Below are 22,448 nucleotides of genomic sequence, written 5' to 3'. Positions count from 1 at the left end.
CGCCGGCCAAAATCCGCATGACAGCAGTGTTTCACGGCTAAATAACTGATATATATAGAAATAACCTCGTTGGCACTTTTTTCACCAAGATGGCGGCAACGCTTGTTGGAGCGTCATCGCGCAGTTGTGCCGGCGCGGCATGCACAGACTTATCCACAGTTCGTGTGGATAAACGTGAATGTTCTTTTGGCTCCGACACTTACGTGACTTTTGTCACGCAATGGCGAGCAATGGCCCGCAACTGACGCAGGCCCGCAAGCGGGCTCGCCTCGCTAGACTCTCGGCCATGCCAGCGTCGCCCATTCAGTCACCCCAGCCCGTCTGGCGCGTCGCCCTGCCGGTGCCCTTGGCGCGGCTGTTCGACTACCGCCCGCCGGCCGGGCACGCGGCGTCGGTGGCCGACATCGGCCGCCGGGTGCGGGTGCCGTTCGGCTCGCGCGAGCTGGTCGGGCTGGTTGTGGAGGTGCTCGTGGGGGTGCTGGCCGAGGGTGTCGGCGACGGCGCGGCGGACAGCGACGCCCCGGCCACGCTCAAGCCGGCCAGCGCCCTGCTCGACCCGACCCCTTTGCTGCACGGCGAGCTGCTCGACTCGCTGCGCTGGCTGGCGCGCTACAGCCACGCGCCGCTGGGCGAGGTGCTGGCGACCGCGCTGCCGACCCTGCTGCGCCACGGCGAGCCGCTGGCCGATACCCACGCCTGGGCCTGGCAGCTCAGCGAGGCCGGCCGCACCGCGCGCGAACGCCTGCGCCCGGGCAAGCCGCGGCGGCTGGCCGAGCTGCTGCACGCCGGGCCGCGCGACGAACCGGCGCTGGACGACGCCCTCGACGACTGGCGCGGCGGCGCCCGGGCGCTGGCTAAGCGCGGCCTGGCCGAACGCGTCGCGGTGCCGGCCTCGCGGGTTGCGCCGAGCCCGCAACCGGGGCCGCCTCCCAACGACGAGCAGCGGGCCGCGATCGACGCGGTGCTGGCCGCGCGCGGCAGGTTCGCGGCGTTCCTGCTCGACGGCGTCACCGGCAGCGGCAAGACCGAGGTCTACCTGCACGCGATCGCCGACTGCCTGGCGCGCGGCAAGCAGGCGCTGGTGCTGGTGCCCGAGATCGGCCTGACCCCGCAGACCCTGGCGCGCTTCCGTGCGCGCCTGGGCGTGCCGGTGCACGCGCTGCACTCGGGCCTGGGCGATGGCGAGCGCGCGCGCACTTGGGCCGCGTGCGCGCGCGGCGAGGCGCGGGTGGTGGTCGGCACCCGCTCGGCGGTGTTCCTGCCGCTGCCCGATGCCGGGCTGATCGTCATCGACGAGGAGCACGACGGCAGCTTCAAGCAGCTCGACGGGCTGCGCTACCACGCCCGCGACTTCGCGCTGGTGCGCGCCAAGGCGCTGCGCGTGCCGATCATCCTGGGCAGCGCGACGCCGTCGCTGGAATCGCTGAAGAACGCGCAGGCCGAACGCTACGGCCACCTGCGGCTGCGCGCGCGCGCCGGCGTGGCGGTGCCGCCGACGGTGCGCGTGGTCGACGTGCGCAAGCGCCCCCTCGAAGCCGGGCTGTCGCCGGAATTGTTGGCCGCGATCGGCGCCGCGCTCGACGCCGGCGGCCAGGTGCTGGTGTTCAAGAACCGCCGCGGCTACGCGCCGGTGCTGCTGTGCCACGACTGCGGCTGGAGCGCGCAATGCAACCGCTGCAGCACCCCGACCCAGGGCACGCCGATGACCGTGCACGCCGGCGGGCGCCGCCTGCAGTGCCACCACTGCGGCGCGCGCCGGCCGGCACCGAACGCCTGCCCGGATTGCGGCGGGCTGGCGTTGCAGTCGCAGGGCGCGGGTACCGAGCGCATCGAGGAAGCGCTCAACGCGAGGTTCCCGGAGGTGCCGGTGCTGCGCATCGACCGTGGCACCACCCAGCGCCGCGACGCCCTCGAGGGGATGCTGGCCACGTTCGGTCGCGATCCCGGGATTCTGGTCGGCACGCAGATGCTGGCCAAGGGCCACGACTTGCCGAACCTGACCCTGGTCGCGGTGGTCGGGATCGACGAGGGCCTGTTCTCGGCCGACTTCCGCGCCCCGGAGAAACTCGCGCAGCTGCTGGTCCAGGTCGCCGGCCGCGCCGGGCGCGCCGACAAGCCCGGCCAGGTGCTGCTGCAGACCCATCACCCGCAGCACCCGTTGCTGATGACCTTGCTGGCCGGCGGCTATGGCGCGTTCGCGCAGGCCGAGCTCGTCCAGCGCGAGGAGGCCGGCTTCCCGCCGTTCGCGCACCTGGCGTTGATGCGCGCCGAAGCCAAGCACGCCGATGTCGCCAACGCGTTCCTGCAGGCCGCGCGCGCCGCGCTGCAGGCGGCCGGCGGGGAGCTCGAACTCAACGGCCCGCTGCCCGCGCCGATGCCGCGCCGCGCCGGCTACCAGCGCTTGCAGCTGCTGCTGTCGTCGCCCGACCGCCGCGCGCTGCACGCCGCGCTCGATGCCGCGCTGCCGGTGATTTACGCATTGCCCGAGGCGCGCAAGGTGCGCTGGTCGCTCGACGTCGATCCGACCGACCTCTATTGAGGCGACGCGACGCGATCGCGTAGGGCGGGTTTTCAACCCGCCGTCCCGTCGCCGCCAACTTGCGAGGCACCGCAACCCCGGATCGACATCCGGCATCCCGGCACACGTTGCATGGCCACGGCGGGTTGAAAACCCGCCCTACACACGCGCGCGCCACAGCCACGCCGCGAACGCGTACAGGGCCAGCGCGCACAGCAGCGTCGCGCGCAGCCCGACCAGCATCGCCAGCAGCAATGCGGCCACCGCGGCGATTACCGATGCGCAGCCGTTCAACCCCCACGCCCACGGCACCCACGCCGGTGCGCTCCGCGCCAGCCGCGCCAGGCCGAGTGGAAACGGCATCCCCATCGCGACCGCGAGCGGCGCGATGCCGAGCAAGCCCGCCAGTGCACGCGCCGGCACCGGCCAGCCCGCGCCAACCTCGTGCACCGCCGCGAACACCGCCAGCTGCCACAACAGCCCCAGCGCGATCGCGAACACCGCGCGCCGCACTGCCGCGGCCAGTTCGGCGTCGACGTTGCCCGCCGATGCGTCCGCGCGGGCCAGCAAGCGTTGCGCCTGCAGGCTGCCCGCGCCGGCGAAGCACAGGAACCCGGCCAGGCCGACGCTCGCGGCAAGCCACGGGTGCCCGACCAGCAAGGCCAGCCGCGACAGCGTGGCGATCTCGACCAGCATGAACGCCAGTCCGAGCGCGAGGAAATAGCCGCCCGCGCGCCAGCGGACCAGCCCGCTGGCAGCGTCGTACGGTGCGCGCGGCAACGCGCGCAGCGGCAGCAGCACCAGCAACAACGCCAGCGGCAGCGCCTGCAGCAGGGTCGCGAGCAGCAGCAAGGTGCCCGAATCGAGCAGCACCGCACTGCCCTGCTCGCGCAGCCGCCACAGCTCGGGCAGGCTGCGCCAGCGGAAGAAATCGCCGAAGTATGGGCGGTCGTCGGTGGCCGGCGCGATCGCGAACTTGTAGTCGCGCCGGTAGTCGGCCGCGCGCGGCGACAGCAATGCCCGCGCGCCCTCGACCAGGTACGCGCCATCGAGCTGGTGGAAGCGTTCGCCCGCGACGCCGCGCAGCCCCGGCACGTGCACCGGGTCGAAGCCTTGGGCTTGGGCAAACGCCTGCGCGGCCGCGATCTCGCCGGTCTCGAAGCGGCCGCGCTTGACCAGCCAGGTGCTCGCATCCCAGCCGCGCAACGCGATGATGCGCGCGTCCGCGTCGGCCAGGCCCTGCGCGCGCAGCGCCGCGATCGCGGTGGCCAGCAGCTTGAGTTCGTCGCGCGGCGGCTGCTTGCTCCAGCGCGTCGCAGCGAGCATCCCGCCCGGCGCCAGCCGCGACAGGTAGTCGCGCCATGCCTCGACCGTGAGCGAGTACTGCTCGGCGGCCGCCTGCACGCCGGCGCCGCCGCCGGCGAACGACTCGCCGCTGGCCAGCACGATCAGGTCGTAGCGTTGCGTCGCGCGGCGCACGAACGCACGCGGCTCGGCGTGGACCACGCGCACGCGCGGATCGCGGTAAAGGTCACCGGCAAACGCGGCGTAGTCGTCGCGAACTAGGCGCAGGCGCTGCGGGTTCGGCTCGACCGCGTCCACCGCGCGCGCGCCCAGCGCGAGTGCCTGCAGCACCTCCTGGCCGCCGCCGGCGCCGAGCACCAGCACGCGCGGGCCGGTTTTCGTCGACGCCTGCACGCGGTACGGCAGCGCCGACAGCATCCGCCCGAGGTACGCCTGCGCGCCGTCGCCGCGGCGGGTGATCGGCGCCAGCCCATCGCCATCGGTGAACACGCCCAGTTGCGCCGGCAGTTCGTCGTGGTTGTCCAGACTGAGACCAGGCGCGTAGCGCAACGGGATACGCGGGCTGTCAAGCACCGCCACCCAGCCGTACGGCCCATGGCGCTGCGCGAGGATGCGCGCGCCGGGCATCAGCAACGCCTTGCTCAGCCCCTTGAACTCGTTCGGCGTGGGTGCCAGCACGCGCGCCGGCCACAGCGCGAGCACGCTGAACGCGACCAGCACCAGCCCGAGCTGCGACGCCCAGCGCCGGACCAGCAAGGCCGCGGCGATCGGCCCGCAGGCCGCCGCGAGCACCAGGCCGCGGTCCACCGGCAGCCACAGCAACGCGACCGCCGCCAACGCACCGATGCCCGCGCCGAGCAGGTCGGCGCCGTACAACGCCGGGATGTGCGCGCCATGCCGCGCGAACGCCAGCCCGAAACAGCTGGCCGCGAAGAAGAACGGCAACGCCAGCACCAGGTACAGCGCGCTCAGCCACAACAGCTGCCGCGGGTTCCACGCCAGCTCCAGGCCGTTGAACGGGATCGTCTGTGCCAGCCACAACGCCAGCACCGCGCTGAGCGCGAACCCCGCCGCGCACCACGGGAAGCCGCGCTCGAACCGGCGTTGCAGCCGCTCGCCCGCGGCACCGCGCAGCCACAGGCTCAGCCAGGTGCCACTGGCGCCGTGCCCGAGCAACGCGAGCGAGATGATCATCACCGCGAACGGATGCCAGTGCGCGATCGCCAGCCAGCGCATCAGCAGCAACTGGTAAGCCAGCGCGGCCGCGGACAGCAGGCCGATCGCGAACGGGAGCATGCGGCTTTCAGGCATGGCGCATCCGATGGAGCTCGCTTGGCTGCGTCCCGCCAAGGGTCTTCCTGCAAGCGATCGTCGTCGAGCGTGCTCAGTGCTTCCCGGTCAACGGCACGAACCGCACCGGCAGCACCTGCCGCGTGCGCACGTCGCCGTCGATGTCCTTCTCGACCAGCATCAGGGTCTGGGTGAAGAACACGCTGCCGACCGGGATCACCATGCGTCCGCCGGGCTTGAGCTGCGCGACCAGCGGCGGCGGGATCGACGCGGCCGCGGCGGTGACCACGATCGCATCGAACGGCGCCGCGTCGGCCCAGCCGTGGTAGCCGTCGCCGATCCGCGTCTGCACGTTCGGGTAGTGGCGCAGTTGCAGCGCCGCCTGCACCGCGAGCGCGTCGATGATCTCGATCGTGTACACCTGCGCGCCGAACTCGGCCAGCACCGCGGCCTGGTAGCCCGAGCCGGTGCCGATCTCGAGGATCTTCTGCCCGGCCTGCGGCGCCACCAGCGAGGTCATCAACGCCACGATGTACGGCTGCGAGATGGTCTGGCCCTGGCCGATCGACAGTGGCCGGTTCTCGTAGGCGTGGCGCTGCTGGTTGGCCGGCACGAAACGGTGCCGCGGCACCTTGCCGAGCACCGCGAGCACGTCATCGTCGATATGGGTGCGCATGCCGGGCACTCCCGCTTCGGCGCGCAGGCCGGCCACCATCGCGCGGCGCGCGGCGGCCTGGGCGCCTGTCTCGCCATTTCCGTGCGTCGGCGACGGCAGCAGGCATACCGCGCACATCAGCGACCACAGCAAGACGATGACGCTGCGTCGCGCAATCCCGGCGATGGTGGCACCGCCCTGCATGCCACGGATTCTAGGCCGGCGGGCGTTAGCCACTTGCTAACGGCTGCAGCCACGCCCGCACGGGGATCGCCGGCGGCCTCAACCCTCGGCCGGCTTGGCGGCCTTGGCGGATTTGGCTGGCTTGGGCGGCGTCACCGTCTTGGCCTTGGCGCGCGCCTTGTCGCGGATCGACACGATCTGGTTATCGCGCCTGACCTCGAACAGCTCGGTCGCCTCGATCAGGTCGCTGAGCTTGCGATAGCCGTAGTTGCGCGAGTCGAACGAGGCCTGGTTGCTGACCTGGCTGCCGACCGAGCCCAGGTGCGACCAGCCGTCGTCGCCGCTGGCCGAATCGACTGCGCTGCGCAGCATCTGCACCAGCCGCGTGTCGCCGCGCAGTTCCTTCGCGCTCTTCGGCGGGGTGGCCGCGGCGGGCCCGGCGCTGGTGGGCTGCCCGAGCGCCTCGATGTAGGTGAACTTGGAACAGGCGTTGACGAACGGATCGGGGGTCTTCTTCTCGCCGAATCCGTAGACCTTCACGCCCTCGGTCAACAGCCGCATCACCAGCGGGGTGAAGTCGGCATCGCTGGACACGATCGCGAAGCCGTCGAGGTTGCGCGCGTACAGCAGGTCCATCGCGTCGATCACCATCGCGATGTCGGACGCGTTCTTGCCGCTGCTGTAGGCGAACTGCTGGATCGGCCGGATCGCGTACTCGTGCAGCACCTTCTCCCAGCCGAACAGGTTCTGGCTCTTCCAGTTGCCGTAGGCGCGGCGTACGTTGGCCGCGCCGTGGCGCGCGACCTCGGCCAGGATCACGTCGATCTTCGCCGCCGGCGCGTTGTCGGCGTCGATCAACAAGGCAATGCGCTTCTCGTCTGCGGCCATCGGAACCCTCCTCGCGTCGGTTTCCGGCGAGCGTAGCGCAGCCCGGTGCATGCCGCGGATCGCGCCTACATGCCGCCTCAGTCGAGCGGCTCGCGCCCGCCCCGCGCATCCACGCGCCACCAGCGTCCTTCCGCCAACGACGCCCCTTGCGCGCCTTGCCGCAGATGGTCGACGTCCAGGCGCAGCAGCCGCCCTTGCTGTTCCAGCATCACCCGCGGCGCCTGGGTGTGCCCGATCGCCACGCGGCGCACGCGGTAGCGACGCAGCACTTCGTCCAGGTGCGCGCAGGGCGCGTCCTCGAGCGAGCGCCCGCGGTCGTGCGGCACGGCCATGCCCCGGTACCACGGCAGGCCCTGGCGGCCGAGCACCGGCGCGGCCGCGGCGCTCACGCGCGACCGATCCACGTCCAGTTCGGCCCGTGCCAGCTGGTTCGCCGTGGCCAAGTCGAGCCCGGCGTCGAGAAACACCTCGCTGACCCCGCCGTGCACCAGCAGCGTGTCGCCCAGCTTGAGCGCCACCGGCTGCGCACGCAGCCATTGGCCGAGCACGGTGTCGACGGCGAACATGCGTCGGCTGTCGCCGTCGAAGAACGCATCGCGGCTGGCAAACAGCCGCTGCGGCGCGTCCCTGAAGCGGCCGGCGAGCAACAGCAGTTCGTGGTTGCCCAGCACCAGGTGCACGCGCCCGCCCGCTTGCTCCGCCTCGCCTTGCAGGCGATACAGCAGCCACAGCAGGGGGAGGATGTTGGGCCCCTCGTCCATGAAGTCGCCGGCGATCGCGACATGGCCGGCACCGAATCGCCAATGCAGGCGATCGTCGATCACTCCCTGCGCGCGCAGCAGGCCCGTCCATGCATCGAAGTCGCCGTCCAGATCCGACAGCAGCAGCAGGCTCGCCGGCTGCGCGACCACGTCCGGCGGCGGCACCGCCGGCGCGCGCAGCGCGACCTCGAAGCGCGTGCGCGGCGGATTGTCGACCTCGACTGCAACGGCCGCCGACTCGTGCAGGAGCCGTCGCTCCGCATCCCAGCCGTCACCGCCCCGCACGACCCGCATGACTTCCACGTACCCGGGTCGGAGGCGGCGCACGTAGGGCCCATCCAGCTGCAGCGGCGCGTGCACCGATTCGTTCACCACCAGCCGCGCTGCCTGGTCGTCCCAGGCCAGCAGGACCACGTTGCGATCGCGGTCGCGCAGCACCCGGTTCATCGGCCCGAGCGCCACCCCGGCAAGCACGAGCAACGTGCCCGCCAGCACCGCCACGCCCCCTGCGATCCGCCTGCGCCATCGTGCGAGTGGCATGCCGTCCTTCCTCGCTGATGCGCGACAATCTGCGCTTCCGGCTTCGGCCTTGCAACGCGGGTGTGAGCTTGAATCCAACGCATGGCGACGCCGTCATTCCCCATGTCGTCATCGTCGGCGGCGGCTTCGCCGGCCTGTGGGCGACGCGCGCGCTGGCCACCGCGCCGGTGCGCATCACCCTGGTCGACCGCCACAACCACCACCTGTTCCAGCCGCTGCTGTACCAGGTCGCGACCGCGGGCCTGTCGGCGCCCGACATCGCCGCGCCGCTGCGCCACATCCTGCGCAAGCAGCGCAATGTCGAGGTGCGGCTGGCCGAGGCCACCGCGATCGATGCGCCAGCGCGCCGCATCACGCTGGCGGAGGCCGCTGACGCGAACCCCAGCCATCTGGATTACGACTATCTGCTGCTCGCCAGCGGCGCGACCCACGCCTACTTCGGCCACGACGAATGGGCCGCGCACGCGCCCGGCCTGAAGACGCTCGACGATGCGCTGACCCTGCGCCGGCGCCTGCTGCTCGCGTTCGAACGCGCCGAGGCCAGCGACGACCCGGCCGAGCGCGCGGCGTGGCTGAGCTTCGCCGTGGTCGGCGGCGGCCCGACCGGGGTCGAGCTGGCCGGCACCCTGGCCGAGATCGCGCGGCACACGCTCAAGCACGAGTTCCGCAACATTGATCCGGCGCAGGCCCGGGTCCGCCTGCTCGAAGCCGGGCCGCGGGTGCTGGCCTCGTTCCCGGAGTCGCTCTCGGCCAAGGCGCGGCGGCAATTGGAGCGGCTCGGCGTCGAGGTGGTCACCGGCACCCCGGTTAGCGCGATCGACGGCCGCGGCTATGTGCTCGGCGATGGCATGCCGGTGCCGGCGCGCACGGTGGTGTGGGCGGCGGGCGTGGCCGCATCACCGTTGGGCGCGCTGCTCGATGCCCCACGCGACCGCGCCGGGCGCGTGCAGGTCGGCGCCGACCTCAGCGTCCCTAATCATCCCGAGGTGTTCGTCGCCGGCGACCTCGCCAGCGTGCAGCAGGACGGCCGGCCGGTGCCCGGGGTCGCGCCAGCGGCCAAGCAGATGGGCGCGCACGTCGCCCACGCCGTTCGCGCGCGGCTCGCGGGGCAACCGGCGCCGGCGTTCCGCTATCGCGACTTCGGCAACCTCGCCACCATCGGCCGCATGGCCGCGGTCGTCGACGTGCGCGGCGTCAGACTGTCCGGCGTGCTGGCATGGTGGTTCTGGCTGATCGCGCACGTGTTCTTCCTGATCGGCTTCCGCAACCGCCTGATCGTGCTGATCAACTGGACCTGGGCGTACTGGAGCTACCAGCGCCACGCGCGGATCATCCTGGGCCGCGAGGCAGCGGACGAACCGTAGGGCCGGTTTTAGCCTGCCGGCCCGCCGCCGCCAGATTGCGAGGAATCGCATTTACGGATCGACACCCGGCCCTCCCGGGCACCGTGTATGGCGACGGCGGGTTGAAACCCGCCCTACGCGGTCCGCGCGCCGCAAACGCAAACGGCCCGGTTGCCCGGGCCGTGCGTGTGTGCCACCGCAGCCGGCTTACGCCGCGAACAACGCGCGCATCTTCTTCAGCGCGTTCGCCTCGATCTGGCGGATGCGCTCGGCGCTGACGCCGTACTCGTCGGCCAGCTCCTGCAGCGTGATCTTGCTGTCAGCATCGAGCCAGCGGCGCTTGACGATGTCGCGCGAACGCGCGTCCAGGCCGGAGAGGCCCTCGCGCAGCAGTGCCAGCTGGCTGTCTTCCTGGTCTTCGCGCTCGTACATCTGCGACGGGTCCTCGTCGTGCGCGCGCAGGTACGCGGCCGGCGACGGCGGGGCGTGGTCGTCATCCTCGTCGGACGGCGCGTCGAAGCCGATGTCGCGGCCGGACAGGCGCGACTCCATCTCCAGCACTTCGCGCTTGGAGACGTTGAGGTCGGCGGCGACCGCGGTCACCTCGGCGTCGTTCATCCAGCCCAGGCGCTTCTTGCTGCGGCGCAGGTTGAAGAACAGCTTGCGCTGCGCCTTGGTGGTGGCGACCTTGACGATGCGCCAGTTCTTGAGGATGAACTCGTGCATCTCGGCGCGGATCCAGTGCACCGCGAACGACACCAGGCGCACGCCCTGGTCGGGGTCGAAGCGCTTGACCGCCTTCATCAGGCCGATGTTGCCTTCCTGGATCAGGTCGCCGATCTGCAGGCCGTAGCCGCTGTAGCCGCGCGCGACGTGCACCACGAAGCGCAGGTGCGAATGCACCAGCTCGCGGGCGGCGTTGAGGTCTTCCTCGGCGTGGAAACGGCGGGCCAGGGCCTGCTCGTCCTCGGCGCTCAACACCGGGATGCGGTGCACCGCGCCGATGTACGCGTCCAGCGACCCGAGCGCGCTCGGCACCGGCAGGTTGTTGGGGATCAGGGCGTTGGTAAGGGCAATCTGGGTCATGGTCGTCATCTTAGCAGTCGCGCCATATGACTGCTAAATAGTCGGGAAGTTCCGCAGTGTTGCGTTCATGGAACGCCGGGGCCCGGCGTACCGGGACCAGATCGTCGCAGTTCCGCTGTCAGGGCCGGGTCAATGCGGCGCTGGGCGGCAGCGACCAGTCGATCGGCCGCTGGCCGCGGCGGGCCAGGTACTGGTTGGCCGCCGAGAAGTGCCCGCAGCCGAGGAAACCGCGGTGCGCCGACAGCGGCGAGGGGTGCGGCGCCTTGAGCACGCGGTGCTTTTGCTGATCGATGACTCGACCCTTGGCCTGCGCGTAGCTGCCCCAGAGCAGGAACACCAGGCCCTCGCGCTCGCGGTTCAGGGTCTCGACGACGTGGTCGGTGAAGCCCTCCCAGCCCTTTCCCTGGTGCGCGCCGGGCTGGCCGGCCTCGACCGTGAGCACGGCGTTGAGCAGCAGCACGCCGCGCTGCGCCCACGGCAGCAGGCAGCCGTGGTCCGGGCGAGCGATGCCCAGGTCGCGCTCGATCTCCTTGTAGATGTTGAGCAGCGACGGCGGTACCGCGACACCGGGCGGCACCGAGAAGCACAGGCCATGCGCCTGGCCGGGGCCGTGGTACGGGTCCTGGCCGAGGATCACCACCTGGGTCGCCTCGAACGGCGTGGCCTCGAACGCGGCGAAGATCCGTGCCGCGGGCGGGTAGACCTGCGCGCCCGCGGCCTTGCGCTGGCGCAGGAACGCGGCCAGCCCCTGCATGTCGTCGCGCGCGAGGTAGTCGCCGACGCGCGCCTTCCACGACGGCTCGAGCCTGATGCGCTCGTCAGGCATCACTCGTCCCGCTGTGAAGCCGAGTTCGCTCGGCGGTGGCGACAACGAGCCGAGCAGGCCCGGCCCTGCAGGCGCGCATCGCTCAGGTATCCAGGTTGCGCTGCTCGGGCAGGCGCGACAACCGCAGCTGGAACAGCGTCTTGGTCACCAGCAGCCGCTCCTCGATCGGCTTGAGCACCAGGTCGTTGGCGCCGGCGCGCAGCAGCTCGCTCTGGTTGTCGGGGTTGGCGTCGCCGGTCATCACCAGCACCGGCAGGCGGCGCTTGCCGTAGCCGAAATTGTTGCGCAGCCGGTCGAGCAGGTCGTGGCCGCTGAGTTCGCCCTTGAGGTAGACGTCGGTCAGCACCAGGTCGGCGCCCGGGTCGTCCTGGCCGCGATGACTCTCCAGGTACTCAAGCGCCTCCTCGACCCCGACGAAGTGCATCACGTTGACCTGGTGGCGCTCGAGCATGCGCTTGGTCGCCAGCGCGACCACGCGGCTGTCCTCGACGTACAGCACGCGCGCGCCGGGTATCGCCTGCGGCTGCACGTAGCCGCGGATGAACGCGGCCAGCGCGCTGTGGCCGAGCGCCTTGTCGAAGTAGTCGGTGACGTCCTCGGTGAAGCGGCGCGCCTCGAGGTGCGCCTGGGCATCGCCGGAGACCACGATCACCGGCACGTAGGCCTGGCCCGAGGCCTCGCGCACCACGCGCGCCAAGGCGATGCCGTCGCCGTCGGGCAACGCCAACGCGGTGGTGACCAGGTCGACCGCGCCCTGCGCGAGCGCCTCGCGCGCCTCGGCGATGCTGCCGCATTGCACGACCACGACGTTGGCGACCTCGCGCGCGACCACATCGCCGATCAGCTTGCGCACCAGCTTGGAGCCGTCGACGACCATCACCCGCGGCGCGGCGTTGGCGAGGTGACGCAGGTCCTGGCTGCCGATCGTCATGGGGATGTGGTCACGGTGAGAATCAAAACGCTCACGTCTGGGTCGGCCGGGTCTGGCGCAGGTAGTGGCCGGTGACGACGCCGGCGCCGAGCCAGCCGAGCGCGCCCGCGCCCAGTACCACCCCACCCGCGCGCAGCAGGTCGAAGCCGCGCAGCACGAAACCGCTGCCGTAGCTGCGCGCCAGTTCGAGCAGCGGCTCGCGCAGCGCGGCGTCGGCCGCGGTCAGCAGGCCCAACGCGAGCGCGCCGGCGACCAGGCCGTAGCAGGCGCCCAGGTACAGGAACGGCCGACGGATGAAGCCGTCGGTCGCGCCGAGCAGCTGCAGCACGCCGATCTCCTCGCGCCGCGACTGGATGTCGGCGCGCACGGTGTTGCCGACCACCAGCAGCGCGCCGAGTCCGAGCAACGCCGCCAGCACCCACGCCAGGCGCGTGCCGAAGCGCAGCCAGCCGTCCAGGCGCGCGCGCCAGTCGGCGTCGTGCTGCACCAGGTCGGCCTCGGGCAGGGTCTGCAGCGACGCGGCCAGCAAGGCTTCGTCGCCCTTGGGGGTGACCACCAGCAGGCTCGGCAGCGGGTTGCCGTCGAGCGTCGAGATCGCCTCGCCCAGGCCACTGGCCTGGCGCAGCTCGAGCAGGCCCTGCTCGGGCGTGCGCAGCTCCACCTGGGCGATGTCGGCGCGCGCGCGCAGCGTGTCGGCGAGCACGCGCGCGCGGTCGAGTGCGACCTGCGGCTTCAGGAACACGCTGATCTGGCGTGCCTGCTGCACGTCGCCGGCAAACCGCTGCACGTTGGAAAGCGCCGCCCACAGCCCCAGCGGCAACGCGATCGCAACCGCCATCACCCCGACCGTCAGCGCGGTCGCCCACGGCTTGCGCAGCATCCGCCCGAGGCTCGCGACCAGGCTGTAGACGTGGTGGTCGAACCAGGTGCCCAGCCGCGATTGCGGGCGCTCCGATCGACCTCGGCGCGGTGGCGGTATCGGCGAAACCTCGGTGTCGGCAAGGGACGGCATCGGGTTGTCGGTTGCGCGGTTCATCCGGCCAGGTCCTGTGGCGCGATGTCGTCGACCAGGCGACCTTGGTTGAGCACCAGCACGCGCTTCTTCATGCGCTTGACCAGCGCCAGGTCGTGGCTGGCCACCAGCACGCTGGTGCCCAGGCCCGGCAGCGATTCGAACAGCGCCAGGATCTCCGCCGACAGGGTCGGGTCGAGGTTGCCGGTGGGTTCGTCGGCGACCAGCAGGCGCGGCTCGCCGACGATCGCGCGCGCGATCCCGACGCGTTGCTGTTCACCGGCGGAGAGTTGCGTGGGCAAGGCGCGCGCGCGCGCGCCCAGCCCGACCTTGTCGAGCGTGACCCGCACGCGCTTGGCGATGTCGCCGCGACGCAGGCCGCGCAGCAGCAGCGGCAGGCCGACGTTGTCCTCGACGCTGCGGTCGGCGAGCAGGCGGTGGTCCTGGAATACCACGCCGACGTCGCGGCGGTGCAGCGCGACGCGGCGGCCGCGCACCTTGAGCAGGTTCTTCTCGCCGAACAGTACCGCGCCGCGGCTGGGCCGCTCGCTGAGGTGGATCAGCTTCAGCAGCGTGCTCTTGCCGGCGCCGGAATGGCCGGTCACGAACAGCATCTCGCCCGGCGCGACGGCGAAGCTCACTTCGCTGAGCGCGTCGTGGCCACCGTAGTACCGCTTGCTGACATTGTCGAAGCGCAGGACGCTCATCGATGACCGGGCCGTGGAGGTTGCGGGCAAGTATCGGCGGCGGCGGCGGCGATGGCCAGCGCGACGAGTCGGCATTGCGCAATGGCGCAGGCCATTCGTCGATCGAAACGCTTGCGAAGGATCACCACGGCGAGCCGCTGCTCTGTAGGAGCGGCTTCAGCCGCGAGCCCTTCCAATCGGCGGATCGACGCCAAAAGCTCGCGGCTGAAGCCGCTCCTACGCCGCGTGGCAAGTCCGGTCGGGGGCCGAGAAGCAGGACCAGTCAGACGCCGCGAAATAGGCCCCCTTGGGGACAGGGGCTGGCGGGAGCGTGTTCAGCCCGAGGTTCCATCCACTGCCACCCCAGCAACGCGAGGGACCTGCTTTGCAGCTTGCACGCAGCCAGCAGGTTCCCCGCGCTCGGAATCACCGCAGTGGTGCGGCGAACCTCAGTGCTGCGAACGCGGCGCGCGCGTGACCAGCGACTTCAGGCCGCGGCCGATGCGTCCGAACAGGCCCGGCTTGGCGTCCGCCGACGACGCGTGATCCGTCGCGCGCGCAGCGGGCTTGTTCGCGGCCGGCTTGTTGGCAGCGACCTGGGTGGTCTTGCCCGGCACGTTCGGCTTGGCTGCCGCGGCGACCGCGTTGCCGGCCAGCGGTACCGCCGTGTCGGCGCCTTCGATGCGCTTGCCGCCACGACGGCGACGGCGCTTGCGCGGGGCGTGCTCGCCCTCGAGCGCGGGACTGCCGGCGTGGGGCGCCGCCGGATCGGCCACCGCGCGCGGCGGGCGCGGGACTGCCGGCGCGGCGATCGCCGCGTCCGCAGCTGCCGGGGCACTGCTCGCGGCCGGCGCGCGCCGCGGGCGCTCGCTGCGCGGGCCACCTTCGCTGCGGCGGGCGCCGTCGCTGCGGCCGCCGCTGCGGCTCGGGCCGCTGCCGGAGCGGCCACTGCCGCCGCCGCGACGCGCGTCGTCGGCGGCCTTCTGTTCGCGCGCTTCCTTGAAGATCGCGCCGATGCTTTCCTCGGGCTCGGCGCCTTCCGCGCCTTCCGGCAGCTCGCGCGGCTTGCGCGGCAACGACACCAGCAGCTCGGGTTCCACGTTCGCGCGCGGCAGCTTCTGCTCGATGTAGGCCTCGATGTCCGGCAGGCTCATCGCGTAGCGCTCGCAGGCGAAGCTGATCGCGTCGCCCTCGGCGCCCAGGCGCGCGGTGCGGCCGATGCGGTGCACGTAGTCCTCGGCATCGAACGGCAGGTCGTAGTTGTAGACGTGCGACACGCCGTCGATGTGCAGGCCGCGCGCGGCGACGTCGGTGGCGACCAGGATCTCGAGCTGGCCCTTCTGGAACTTGGCCAGCAGCGACTCGCGCTTCTTCTGCGGCACGTCGCCGCTGAGCACGCCGACCCGGTAACCGCCGCGCTCCAGCGCGCGCGCGACGCGCTCGACCCAGGCCTTGGTGTTGACGAACACCATCGTGCGCGCGCCTTCGCTGCGCGACAGCAGGCCGAGCAGCAGCGGCAGCTTCTCCTCGTCCGACGGGTAGTACATCAGCTGGCGCACGGTCGAGTTGGTGATGTACTCGGACTCGACCACCAGCTTCTCGGGCTCGTTCATGTGCTCGTAGGCGAGCTCGAGCACGCGGTGGCTGAGGGTAGCCGAGAACAGCAGGGTCTGGCGCTCGGTGCGGATCGGCATCCGCCGCAACAAGAAGCGGATGTCCTTGATGAAGCCCAGGTCGAACATGCGGTCGGCCTCGTCGAGCACGCACATCTCGCAGGCGTGCAGCGAGACGACCTTGTGCTGCTTGACGTAGTCGATCAGGCGGCCGGGGGTGGCGATGATGACGTCGGCGCCCTGCTGCAGCAGCTCGCGCTGCTTGTCGTAGTCGACGCCGCCGTAGACCAGCGAGAACTTCAGGCCGAGCTGGCTGCCGAACTTGACCGCGTCCTTGTGGATCTGAATCGCCAGCTCGCGGGTCGGCGCCAGGATCAGCGCGCGCGGGTCCTCGGGCTTGCGGTCGGCCAGCGCCGGCTGGGTCAGCAGGCGGTTGATCACCGCCACCAGGAACGCGAGGGTCTTGCCGGTGCCGGTCTGGGCCTGGCCGGCGACATCGCGGCCGTTCAGCGCCAGCGGCAGGGTCAGCGCCTGGATCGGGGTGGTGCGAGTGAAGCCGGCGGCTTCGAGGCCGGCGAGCAGGCTCGGGTGCAGGCCGAACGAGTCGAAGGTGATGTCGGTTAGGGGCTTGTCGCTCATGCGGTCATTCATCTTTTTACTGGGGGCCCGCGCGCAGCACATGTCAATGTGGGGCCGCGCTTGCGTGGGTGGCGTCGGCAAATGCAGACTGCCGGGGTCGGTCAGTTTCGTCCTGACCACAGGCGCAGCGCCCATTGAAGCCGCCGCGAAACGCCCCAGTTTACCCTTATCCCCATCCCGTATTCCCACGCCATCGCCCGCGGCGCCCGCCGCCCGGCGGTCGCACCCCACCCGCCACACGCAGGAGCCCCCCGTGAGCGAAAAAGTGATGCATGTCGGCGATGCCGATTTCGACGCCGCCGTGCTGCAGTCGGCCGAGCCGGTCCTGGTCGACTTCTGGGCCGAATGGTGCGGCCCGTGCAAGATGATCGCGCCGGCACTGGACGAGCTGGCCGAGGCGTACCACGGCAAGGCGAAGATCGTGAAGGTCAACGTCGACCACAACCGCGCCACCGCGATGAAGTACCACGTGCGCTCGATCCCGATGCTGCTGCTGTTCAAGGGCGGCCAGGTGCAGGACACCCAGATCGGCGCGGTCGGCAAGGCCCAGTTGAGCCAGATGATCGACAAGGCGCTCTGAGCGCCACCCGGGTTTGTCGCCCGCCGCGGTGGCGGGCGACAAATCCTCTGCAAGGCCCGCGTGGCAACGTGAACAGACTTGCCGGTCGCGCTTGCCGCGGCGCGGTGGCGATGCTAGTTTCGCGCTACCCGGCGCCCCCGGTGGTCCACTCGGCGCCGCGCCCCTCTTGATAACCACGTCCCCAGACGTCCCGCTCGCCTGACGCGAGCGCTCGCCGCTTAGCGAGGAATTCCCGCTTGTCCGATAACACCCCCGACGCTGGCGATATCGCCGAGAAGCGCGTGCGCAAGCCGCGCGTCGCCAAGCGCGACGCCGCTCCGGCCGCCAGCTCCGAATCTCACGCGCCTTCGGCACCGGCCGCACCGCCGGCACCGAGCGCACCCGCACCCGCACCCTCGCAGAGCGTAGGCAACGCGCCCGCCCCGGCCGGCAACCCGCAAGGCGGCCAGCCCGGCGGCCAGCCGCGCAACGGCGGCAATCCGGATCGCCAGCAGGCCGATCGCCAGCAACCCGACCGCAACCAGGCCGATCGAAACCAGGCTGACCGCCAGCCCGGCGGCAACGCCCAGGCCGGCGAAGGCGGCGACGCCCCGCGCGACGGCGGCTTCGACCGCGGCGGCGGCGGCAACAGCAAACGCGACCGCTTCCGCAACCGCCGTGACCGCGAACGCGGCGGCGGTGGCGGTGGTGGCCGCCCGCGCGAAGGCGGCATGCAGGACGACGCCGGCAACGAGCCGTTCATCCCGCGCCCGCACCCGAACGTGCCCGAGGGCTTCCCGGTCTACTCGCTAGGCGACCTCAAGCGGATGCCGGCGGCCAAGCTGCTCGACATCGCCGAGCAGCTGCAGATCCACGAAGGCGTCGCCCGCGCCCGCAAGCAGGACGTGATCTTTGCCGTGCTGAAGGTGCTCACGCGTCACGGCGAAGGCGTCGCCGCCGACGGCGTGCTGGAGATCCTGCCCGACGGCTTCGGCTTCCTGCGCGCGGCCGAGGCGTCCTACCTGGCCGGCCCGGACGACACCTACATCTCGCCGAGCCAGATCCGCCGCTTCAACCTGCGCACCGGCGACCACCTGTCCGGCCGCATCCGCTTCCCGAAGGACGGCGAGCGCTACTTCGCGCTGTCGATCGTCGACACCATCAACGGCGAGCCGATCGAGGCGTCGAAGAACAAGGTGCTGTTCGAGAACCTGACCGCGCTGTTCCCGCGCCGCAAGTTCAAGCTTGAGCGCGCCGACGGGTCGACCGAGGACATCACCGGCCGCATCCTCGACCTGATGGCGCCGCAGGGCAAGGGCCAGCGCGCGCTGATCGTGTCGCCGCCGAAAGCCGGCAAGACGATGATGATGCAGCAGATGGCCACCGCCATCACCCACAACCATCCCGACGTGCACCTGATCGTGCTGCTGATCGACGAGCGTCCCGAGGAAGTCACCGACATGCAGCGCACCGTGCGCGGCGAGGTGATCAGCTCGACGTTCGACGAGCCCGCCGGCCGCCACGTGCAGGTCGCCGAGATGGTGATCGAGCGCGCCAAGCGCCTGGTCGAGCACAAGCGCGACGTGGTGATCCTGCTCGACTCGATCACCCGCCTCGCGCGCGCCTACAACAACGTCCTGCCCAGCTCGGGCAAGGTGCTGTCCGGCGGCGTCGACGCCAACGCGCTGCACCGGCCGAAGCGCTTCTTCGGCGCGGCCCGCAACGTCGAGGAAGGCGGCAGCCTGACCATCATCGCCACCGCGCTGATCGACACCGGCAGCAAGATGGACGAGGTGATCTACGAGGAGTTCAAGGGCACCGGCAACTCGGAAGTGCACCTCAACCGCCGCATCGCCGAGAAGCGCGTCTACCCGGCGATCGACATCAACCGCTCCGGCACCCGCCGCGAGGACTACCTGATCGAGCCGGAGTTGCTGCAGAAGATCTGGATCCTGCGCAAGCTGCTGCACGGCATGGACGAGATCGGCGCGATGGAATTCCTTCTCGACAAGATGAAGGCGACCAAGTCGAACGACGAGTTCTTCAGCTCGATGAAGCGCTAGGCGCGTTCAAGCGCCGTAACAAAAACGCCCCGCGAATGCGGGGCGTTTTTCTTTGCGGGGAGGATTGAGCCGAAGGCGTTCCCCGTCCCATGTGCAGATCAGCTGCCACCCAGCGGCGTCAGCAGGCGGGGACCGCCGTCGAGCGGGTAGACACCGCCGCCGGCAACCGCATCGGCGCTGATGCCGGACTTTTCGCTGTGCCACGGGTTGCCCATGTGCGGCCCGGGAATGTAGGCCTGCCACTCGCCGTACTTGGGCTCGCGATGCCCATAGGGGGTGTAGCTGACCGGGACCCGCACCAGCCAATGTGAGTCATCCGCATCTTCGCCCCTGGTCGGCGGATTGAATGTCCAGCGCCGCGCGCCGGTGAGCGTGGCGCGCACCAGCAGCTCGCGCCAATGGGCCATCTCGCGAACGTTGCCGATGGTGAACAGGTTCACCTGCTCAGACACCACGTCGTCGACGCGCCCATCGCGCCCGACTTTCGCCACCACGTAGACGACGCCGCCAATGCCACGGCCACCGAGCTCCGACGGGTACACCGGCGGTGGCAGCCCATTGCTGCTGACGAACTCGCCTGGACGTTCCGGCTGTGCGAACTGCGCGCCGCGAATTTGCAGGGTGAAGCTGTCCTTGTCGAGCTGCTTCGCCACCAGCCGCAGGCTCATGTTGGTGCGCGCGCGAACCTTGCCGTCGCCCAGCGCGACCGGCTCGAAGCGCCAGTGCGGCACCGCCGCGCCGATCACCCCGACCACGCCCTTGGGCAACTCCGCTTCGCGCTCAAGCGCGTACCCGGCGACGCTGCCGTCGGCGTTGATGTCGATCGAACCTTCGACCAACAGGCTCGACTCGATCTGCTTGCGCACCGCGGCCGGTCCATTGGCCCACGCAGCGCCGGCGCAGCAGGCCAGTACCAGTCCCATCCACAACCGCTTCCCCATGACACGTTTCCCTGTGGTGATGTCGGCGGAGCATAGCCGGGCACGATCTGCACCGCGAGCCGGTCGCGGCCGGCGACAGGGACCATAATCGCGGCCACGGAGGTGGTGCATGCACGGCGGCGGTCTCGAACTGGCTTTGGTGTTTTTGCTCGCCGCGGTGATCGCGGTGCCGGTGTTCCGGCGCTTCGGGCTGGGCGCGGTGCTCGGCTACCTGGCCGCGGGCGTGGTGCTGGGGCCGTACGGCTTGCGCGTGGTGCGCAACGCCGAGCCGGTGCTGGCCGCGTCCGAGATCGGCGTGGTGATGATGCTGTTCGTGATCGGCCTGGAGCTGTCGCCGGCGCGCCTGAAGGTGATGCGCAAGCCTGTGTTCGGCGCCGGCGGCGCGCAGGTGCTGCTCAGCGCGCTCGCGCTCGGGGCGCTGGCGATGTTCGGCGGTGTGCTGTCGACCGAGGCGCTGGGCTGGAAAGCGGCGCTGGTGGTCGGGCTCGGCCTCGCGCTGTCGTCGACCGCGGTCGGCCTGCAGTTGCTGTCCGAACGCAAATCCCTGACCACCGATCACGGGCGGCTGGCGTTCGCGATCCTGCTGTTCCAGGACCTGGCCGCGATCCCGCTGCTGGCGGCGATCCCGCTGCTCGGCCAGGCGCATTCGGCCGAGGGCGGCGGCCTGGGCTGGGAGGCGGTGGCCAAGGCGCTGGGCGCGATCGCGGTGGTGGTGGTCGGCGGCCGGATCGTGCTGCGCCAGGTGTTCCGCGCGGTCGCGCGCACCCAGATGCCCGAGGTGTTCACCGGCGCGGCGCTGCTGACCGTGCTCGGCGCGGCCTGGATCATGCAGCTGGCCGGGTTGTCGGCCGGCCTGGGCGCGTTCCTGGCCGGCGTGCTGCTGGCCGATTCGGAATTCCGCCACGAGCTCGAGGCGCAGATCGACCCGTTCAAGGGCCTGCTGCTGGGTCTGTTCTTCATGGCCGTGGGCATGAGCATCGACCTGCAGCGGGTGCTGTCCGAACCGGGGCTGATCGCCGCGCTGGTGGTGGTGCTGATGGGCGTGAAGTTCGCGATCCTGTTCGCGGTCGGGCTGCGCCCGGGCGGGCTCGACCGGCGCGAAGCGCTGCAACTGGGCGCGGTGCTGGCGCTGGGCGGCGAGTTCGCATTTGTGGTGTTCGGCGAGGCGCTGAGCGCCGGGCTGATCGACGATGCGATGCGCGACCGGCTGGTGGCGGTGGTCGGCGTATCGATGGCGCTGACGCCGCTGCTGCTGATCGCGATCGCGCGGCTGCTCGCCGCCAATCCCGCGCCGAAACCGCCGCGCGCGTTCGACGCGATCCCCGACCACCACCCGCAGGTGCTGATCGCCGGCTTCGGCCGCTTCGGCCAGATCGTCGCGCGCCTGCTGGTCGCGCAGAAGACGCCGTTCATCGCGATCGAGCACAGCGCCGATCAGGTCGATTTCGTGCGCCGCTTCGGCAACCCGGTGTACTACGGCGACCCGGCGCGGCCGGAGCTGCTGCGCTCGGCCGGCGCGGCGCAGGTCAAGGTGTTCGTGGTCGCGATCGGCGGGGTCGAGGAAAACCTGCGCACCGTGCGCGTGATCCGCCGGCTGTACCCGGACGCCAGCGTGTTCGCGCGCGCGCGCGATCGCCGCCACGCGTGGCAGCTGATGGACCTGGGCGTGAAGGCCATGCGCGAGACGTTCCACAGCAGCCTGCGTCTGGGCGAGGCGGTGCTGGCCGAACTGGGACTGCCGGCGGACGTTGCGCGCGACCACGCCGAGCGCTTCCGCGAGCACGACCAGCGCCTGCTCGACGCGCAGTACCTGGTGCACGACGACGACGACGCGCTGCTGCAGTCGAGCCAGGACGCACGCCGCGAACTGGAGGAACTGTTCAACGCCGACCAAGGCGAGGGCGTGCTCGGCGAGATCGCGGCAACGAATGGCGCGACGCCCACTGGCCCTTGATCTTGTAGATCCGAGCCTGCTCGGATTGCCTCGCCGTTGTTGAAGTAAAGCGATCCGAGCAGGCTCGGATCTACAGGGTTGGGCGTTTTCCTACGGCCGCTGCTGGACTGCGCCGATCCCGCCAACCCGGCGCCCGGTCGAAGCTGTCGGCATGACCAATCCCACACTTCGCCGTGGCCGCATGTCGGAAATAGGCGCCTATTACGCCGTGACAATGGTGACCCATCGGCACAAACCGTACTTGGGCAATGTCGATCAGGCACGCCCGGTAATTGCAGAGCTGGCTGCATGCAAAGGCGCAGAATCGCTCGCATGGGTCGTGATGCCGGACCATGTGCATTGGTTGTTCCAGTTGCGGCTCGGAACCTTGAGTGGATGCGTGCAAGCCATGAAGTCGCGCAGCTCACGAACCATCAGGGCAAGCGCAGGCTCGTGCGAGCCACTCTGGCAAGCCGGCTTCTACGATCATCGACTACGAAATGATGACGACCTGCCTGCGCAGGCCCGCTACATCGTCGCCAATCCGCTGCGGCGTGGTTTGGTTCAACGGATCGACGAGTATCCGTTCTGGTGGTGCAGGTGGATCCGGCGCGAAGCCGATCTGTAGATCTGCGCCTGCGCGAATCGCCTCGGAAGGCGCAGAAGCGATCCGAGC

At 70.7% G+C, this 22,448-nt stretch carries 17 protein-coding genes; 6 read left to right on the top strand and 11 right to left on the bottom strand.

The annotated features are described in order from the left end of the window. Nucleotides 1–301 precede the first annotated feature (301 nt). The gene (locus ACFQZQ_RS05705) at nucleotides 302–2,539 is read left to right on the top strand and encodes a primosomal protein N' (protein WP_386812545.1); all 2,238 of its coding nucleotides are present in this window, start codon (nucleotides 302–304) and stop codon (nucleotides 2,537–2,539) included. Between the two features lie 138 nt (nucleotides 2,540–2,677). On the opposite strand, the gene ACFQZQ_RS05700 is transcribed toward ACFQZQ_RS05705, so the two are convergent. The 4 genes from ACFQZQ_RS05700 to ACFQZQ_RS05685 form a co-directional block, all read right to left on the bottom strand. Beyond that, complete coding sequence (locus ACFQZQ_RS05700; RefSeq protein ID WP_386811743.1) at nucleotides 2,678–5,134, bottom strand: spermidine synthase; 2,457 nt, start codon at nucleotides 5,132–5,134, stop codon at nucleotides 2,678–2,680. Nucleotides 5,135–5,207: 73 nt separating this feature from the next. Next, a complete protein-coding gene (locus ACFQZQ_RS05695; RefSeq protein WP_386811742.1) occupies nucleotides 5,208–5,972 on the bottom strand; it encodes a protein-L-isoaspartate(D-aspartate) O-methyltransferase in 765 nt (254 codons plus the stop codon). 78 nt (nucleotides 5,973–6,050) lie between these two features. Continuing rightward, the gene (locus ACFQZQ_RS05690) at nucleotides 6,051–6,839 is read right to left on the bottom strand and encodes an NYN domain-containing protein (RefSeq protein WP_386811741.1); all 789 of its coding nucleotides are present in this window, start codon (nucleotides 6,837–6,839) and stop codon (nucleotides 6,051–6,053) included. Between the two features lie 77 nt (nucleotides 6,840–6,916). Continuing rightward, nucleotides 6,917–8,140: a metallophosphoesterase gene (locus ACFQZQ_RS05685; protein ID WP_386811739.1), complete on the bottom strand. Its 1,224-nt coding sequence runs from the start codon at nucleotides 8,138–8,140 to the stop codon at nucleotides 6,917–6,919. Between the two features lie 68 nt (nucleotides 8,141–8,208). On the opposite strand from ACFQZQ_RS05685, the gene ACFQZQ_RS05680 reads away from it, so the two are divergent. Continuing rightward, a complete protein-coding gene (locus ACFQZQ_RS05680; RefSeq protein WP_386811737.1) occupies nucleotides 8,209–9,504 on the top strand; it encodes an NAD(P)/FAD-dependent oxidoreductase in 1,296 nt (431 codons plus the stop codon). 186 nt (nucleotides 9,505–9,690) lie between these two features. Here the strand turns inward: ACFQZQ_RS05680 and rpoH are convergent, their stop codons facing one another. The 6 genes from rpoH to rhlB form a co-directional block, all read right to left on the bottom strand. Further along, on the bottom strand, nucleotides 9,691–10,569 hold the full coding sequence (rpoH, locus tag ACFQZQ_RS05675; protein WP_386811735.1) for an RNA polymerase sigma factor RpoH: 879 nt from the start codon (nucleotides 10,567–10,569) through the stop codon (nucleotides 9,691–9,693). A gap of 118 nt (nucleotides 10,570–10,687) precedes the next feature. Further along, entirely contained in the window at nucleotides 10,688–11,395 is a 708-nt protein-coding gene (gene ung, locus ACFQZQ_RS05670) for a uracil-DNA glycosylase (protein WP_386811734.1), read from the bottom strand. A gap of 82 nt (nucleotides 11,396–11,477) precedes the next feature. Continuing rightward, nucleotides 11,478–12,326, bottom strand: coding sequence for a response regulator (locus ACFQZQ_RS05665; protein ID WP_386811732.1), 849 nt, complete (start codon nucleotides 12,324–12,326; stop codon nucleotides 11,478–11,480). Between the two features lie 31 nt (nucleotides 12,327–12,357). Then, nucleotides 12,358–13,362, bottom strand: coding sequence for a permease-like cell division protein FtsX (gene ftsX / locus ACFQZQ_RS05660; protein ID WP_386811731.1), 1,005 nt, complete (start codon nucleotides 13,360–13,362; stop codon nucleotides 12,358–12,360). After that, the gene (gene ftsE, locus ACFQZQ_RS05655; protein ID WP_386811730.1) at nucleotides 13,359–14,045 is read right to left on the bottom strand and encodes a cell division ATP-binding protein FtsE; all 687 of its coding nucleotides are present in this window, start codon (nucleotides 14,043–14,045) and stop codon (nucleotides 13,359–13,361) included. The genes ftsX and ftsE overlap by 4 nt, the downstream gene beginning before the upstream one ends. 428 nt (nucleotides 14,046–14,473) lie before the next feature. After that, the gene (gene rhlB / locus ACFQZQ_RS05650; RefSeq protein WP_386811729.1) at nucleotides 14,474–16,276 is read right to left on the bottom strand and encodes an ATP-dependent RNA helicase RhlB; all 1,803 of its coding nucleotides are present in this window, start codon (nucleotides 16,274–16,276) and stop codon (nucleotides 14,474–14,476) included. Nucleotides 16,277–16,529: 253 nt separating this feature from the next. Between rhlB and trxA the strand changes: the two genes are divergently transcribed. Both trxA and rho read left to right on the top strand, forming a co-directional pair. Next, the gene (gene trxA, locus ACFQZQ_RS05645) at nucleotides 16,530–16,856 is read left to right on the top strand and encodes a thioredoxin (RefSeq protein ID WP_386811728.1); all 327 of its coding nucleotides are present in this window, start codon (nucleotides 16,530–16,532) and stop codon (nucleotides 16,854–16,856) included. A 236-nt stretch (nucleotides 16,857–17,092) separates the two neighbouring features. Further along, entirely contained in the window at nucleotides 17,093–18,898 is a 1,806-nt protein-coding gene (gene rho / locus ACFQZQ_RS05640; RefSeq protein ID WP_386811726.1) for a transcription termination factor Rho, read from the top strand. A gap of 98 nt (nucleotides 18,899–18,996) precedes the next feature. On the opposite strand, the gene ACFQZQ_RS05635 is transcribed toward rho, so the two are convergent. After that, on the bottom strand, nucleotides 18,997–19,839 hold the full coding sequence (locus tag ACFQZQ_RS05635; protein ID WP_386811724.1) for a hypothetical protein: 843 nt from the start codon (nucleotides 19,837–19,839) through the stop codon (nucleotides 18,997–18,999). 109 nt (nucleotides 19,840–19,948) lie between these two features. Between ACFQZQ_RS05635 and ACFQZQ_RS05630 the strand changes: the two genes are divergently transcribed. After that, a complete protein-coding gene (locus ACFQZQ_RS05630) occupies nucleotides 19,949–21,793 on the top strand; it encodes a monovalent cation:proton antiporter-2 (CPA2) family protein (protein WP_386811723.1) in 1,845 nt (614 codons plus the stop codon). 151 nt (nucleotides 21,794–21,944) lie between these two features. Continuing rightward, complete coding sequence (locus ACFQZQ_RS05625) at nucleotides 21,945–22,400, top strand: REP-associated tyrosine transposase (protein WP_386811721.1); 456 nt, start codon at nucleotides 21,945–21,947, stop codon at nucleotides 22,398–22,400. Nucleotides 22,401–22,448 lie beyond the last annotated feature (48 nt).

Source organism: Lysobacter koreensis, from assembly GCF_042677045.1.
GTDB lineage: Bacteria > Pseudomonadota > Gammaproteobacteria > Xanthomonadales > Xanthomonadaceae > Lysobacter_K > Lysobacter_K koreensis.
This window is presented reverse-complemented; position numbering and strand designations above follow the sequence as displayed.

What these genes read in the sequence shown, in the direction of transcription:
- ung (WP_386811734.1), bottom strand. Translation starts at nt 11,395, where the DNA reads ATGCCTGACGAGCGCATCAGGCTCGAGCCGTCGTGGAAGGCGCGCGTC.
- ACFQZQ_RS05630 (WP_386811723.1), top strand. Translation starts at nt 19,949, where the DNA reads ATGCACGGCGGCGGTCTCGAACTGGCTTTGGTGTTTTTGCTCGCCGCG.
- rhlB (WP_386811729.1), bottom strand. Translation starts at nt 16,276, where the DNA reads ATGAGCGACAAGCCCCTAACCGACATCACCTTCGACTCGTTCGGCCTG.
- ACFQZQ_RS05700 (WP_386811743.1), bottom strand. Translation starts at nt 5,134, where the DNA reads ATGCCTGAAAGCCGCATGCTCCCGTTCGCGATCGGCCTGCTGTCCGCG.
- ACFQZQ_RS05635 (WP_386811724.1), bottom strand. Translation starts at nt 19,839, where the DNA reads ATGGGGAAGCGGTTGTGGATGGGACTGGTACTGGCCTGCTGCGCCGGC.
- ftsE (WP_386811730.1), bottom strand. Translation starts at nt 14,045, where the DNA reads ATGAGCGTCCTGCGCTTCGACAATGTCAGCAAGCGGTACTACGGTGGC.
- ACFQZQ_RS05665 (WP_386811732.1), bottom strand. Translation starts at nt 12,326, where the DNA reads ATGACGATCGGCAGCCAGGACCTGCGTCACCTCGCCAACGCCGCGCCG.
- ACFQZQ_RS05685 (WP_386811739.1), bottom strand. Translation starts at nt 8,140, where the DNA reads ATGCCACTCGCACGATGGCGCAGGCGGATCGCAGGGGGCGTGGCGGTG.
- ACFQZQ_RS05690 (WP_386811741.1), bottom strand. Translation starts at nt 6,839, where the DNA reads ATGGCCGCAGACGAGAAGCGCATTGCCTTGTTGATCGACGCCGACAAC.
- rpoH (WP_386811735.1), bottom strand. Translation starts at nt 10,569, where the DNA reads ATGACCCAGATTGCCCTTACCAACGCCCTGATCCCCAACAACCTGCCG.
- ftsX (WP_386811731.1), bottom strand. Translation starts at nt 13,362, where the DNA reads ATGAACCGCGCAACCGACAACCCGATGCCGTCCCTTGCCGACACCGAG.
- ACFQZQ_RS05625 (WP_386811721.1), top strand. Translation starts at nt 21,945, where the DNA reads ATGACCAATCCCACACTTCGCCGTGGCCGCATGTCGGAAATAGGCGCC.
- ACFQZQ_RS05695 (WP_386811742.1), bottom strand. Translation starts at nt 5,972, where the DNA reads ATGCAGGGCGGTGCCACCATCGCCGGGATTGCGCGACGCAGCGTCATC.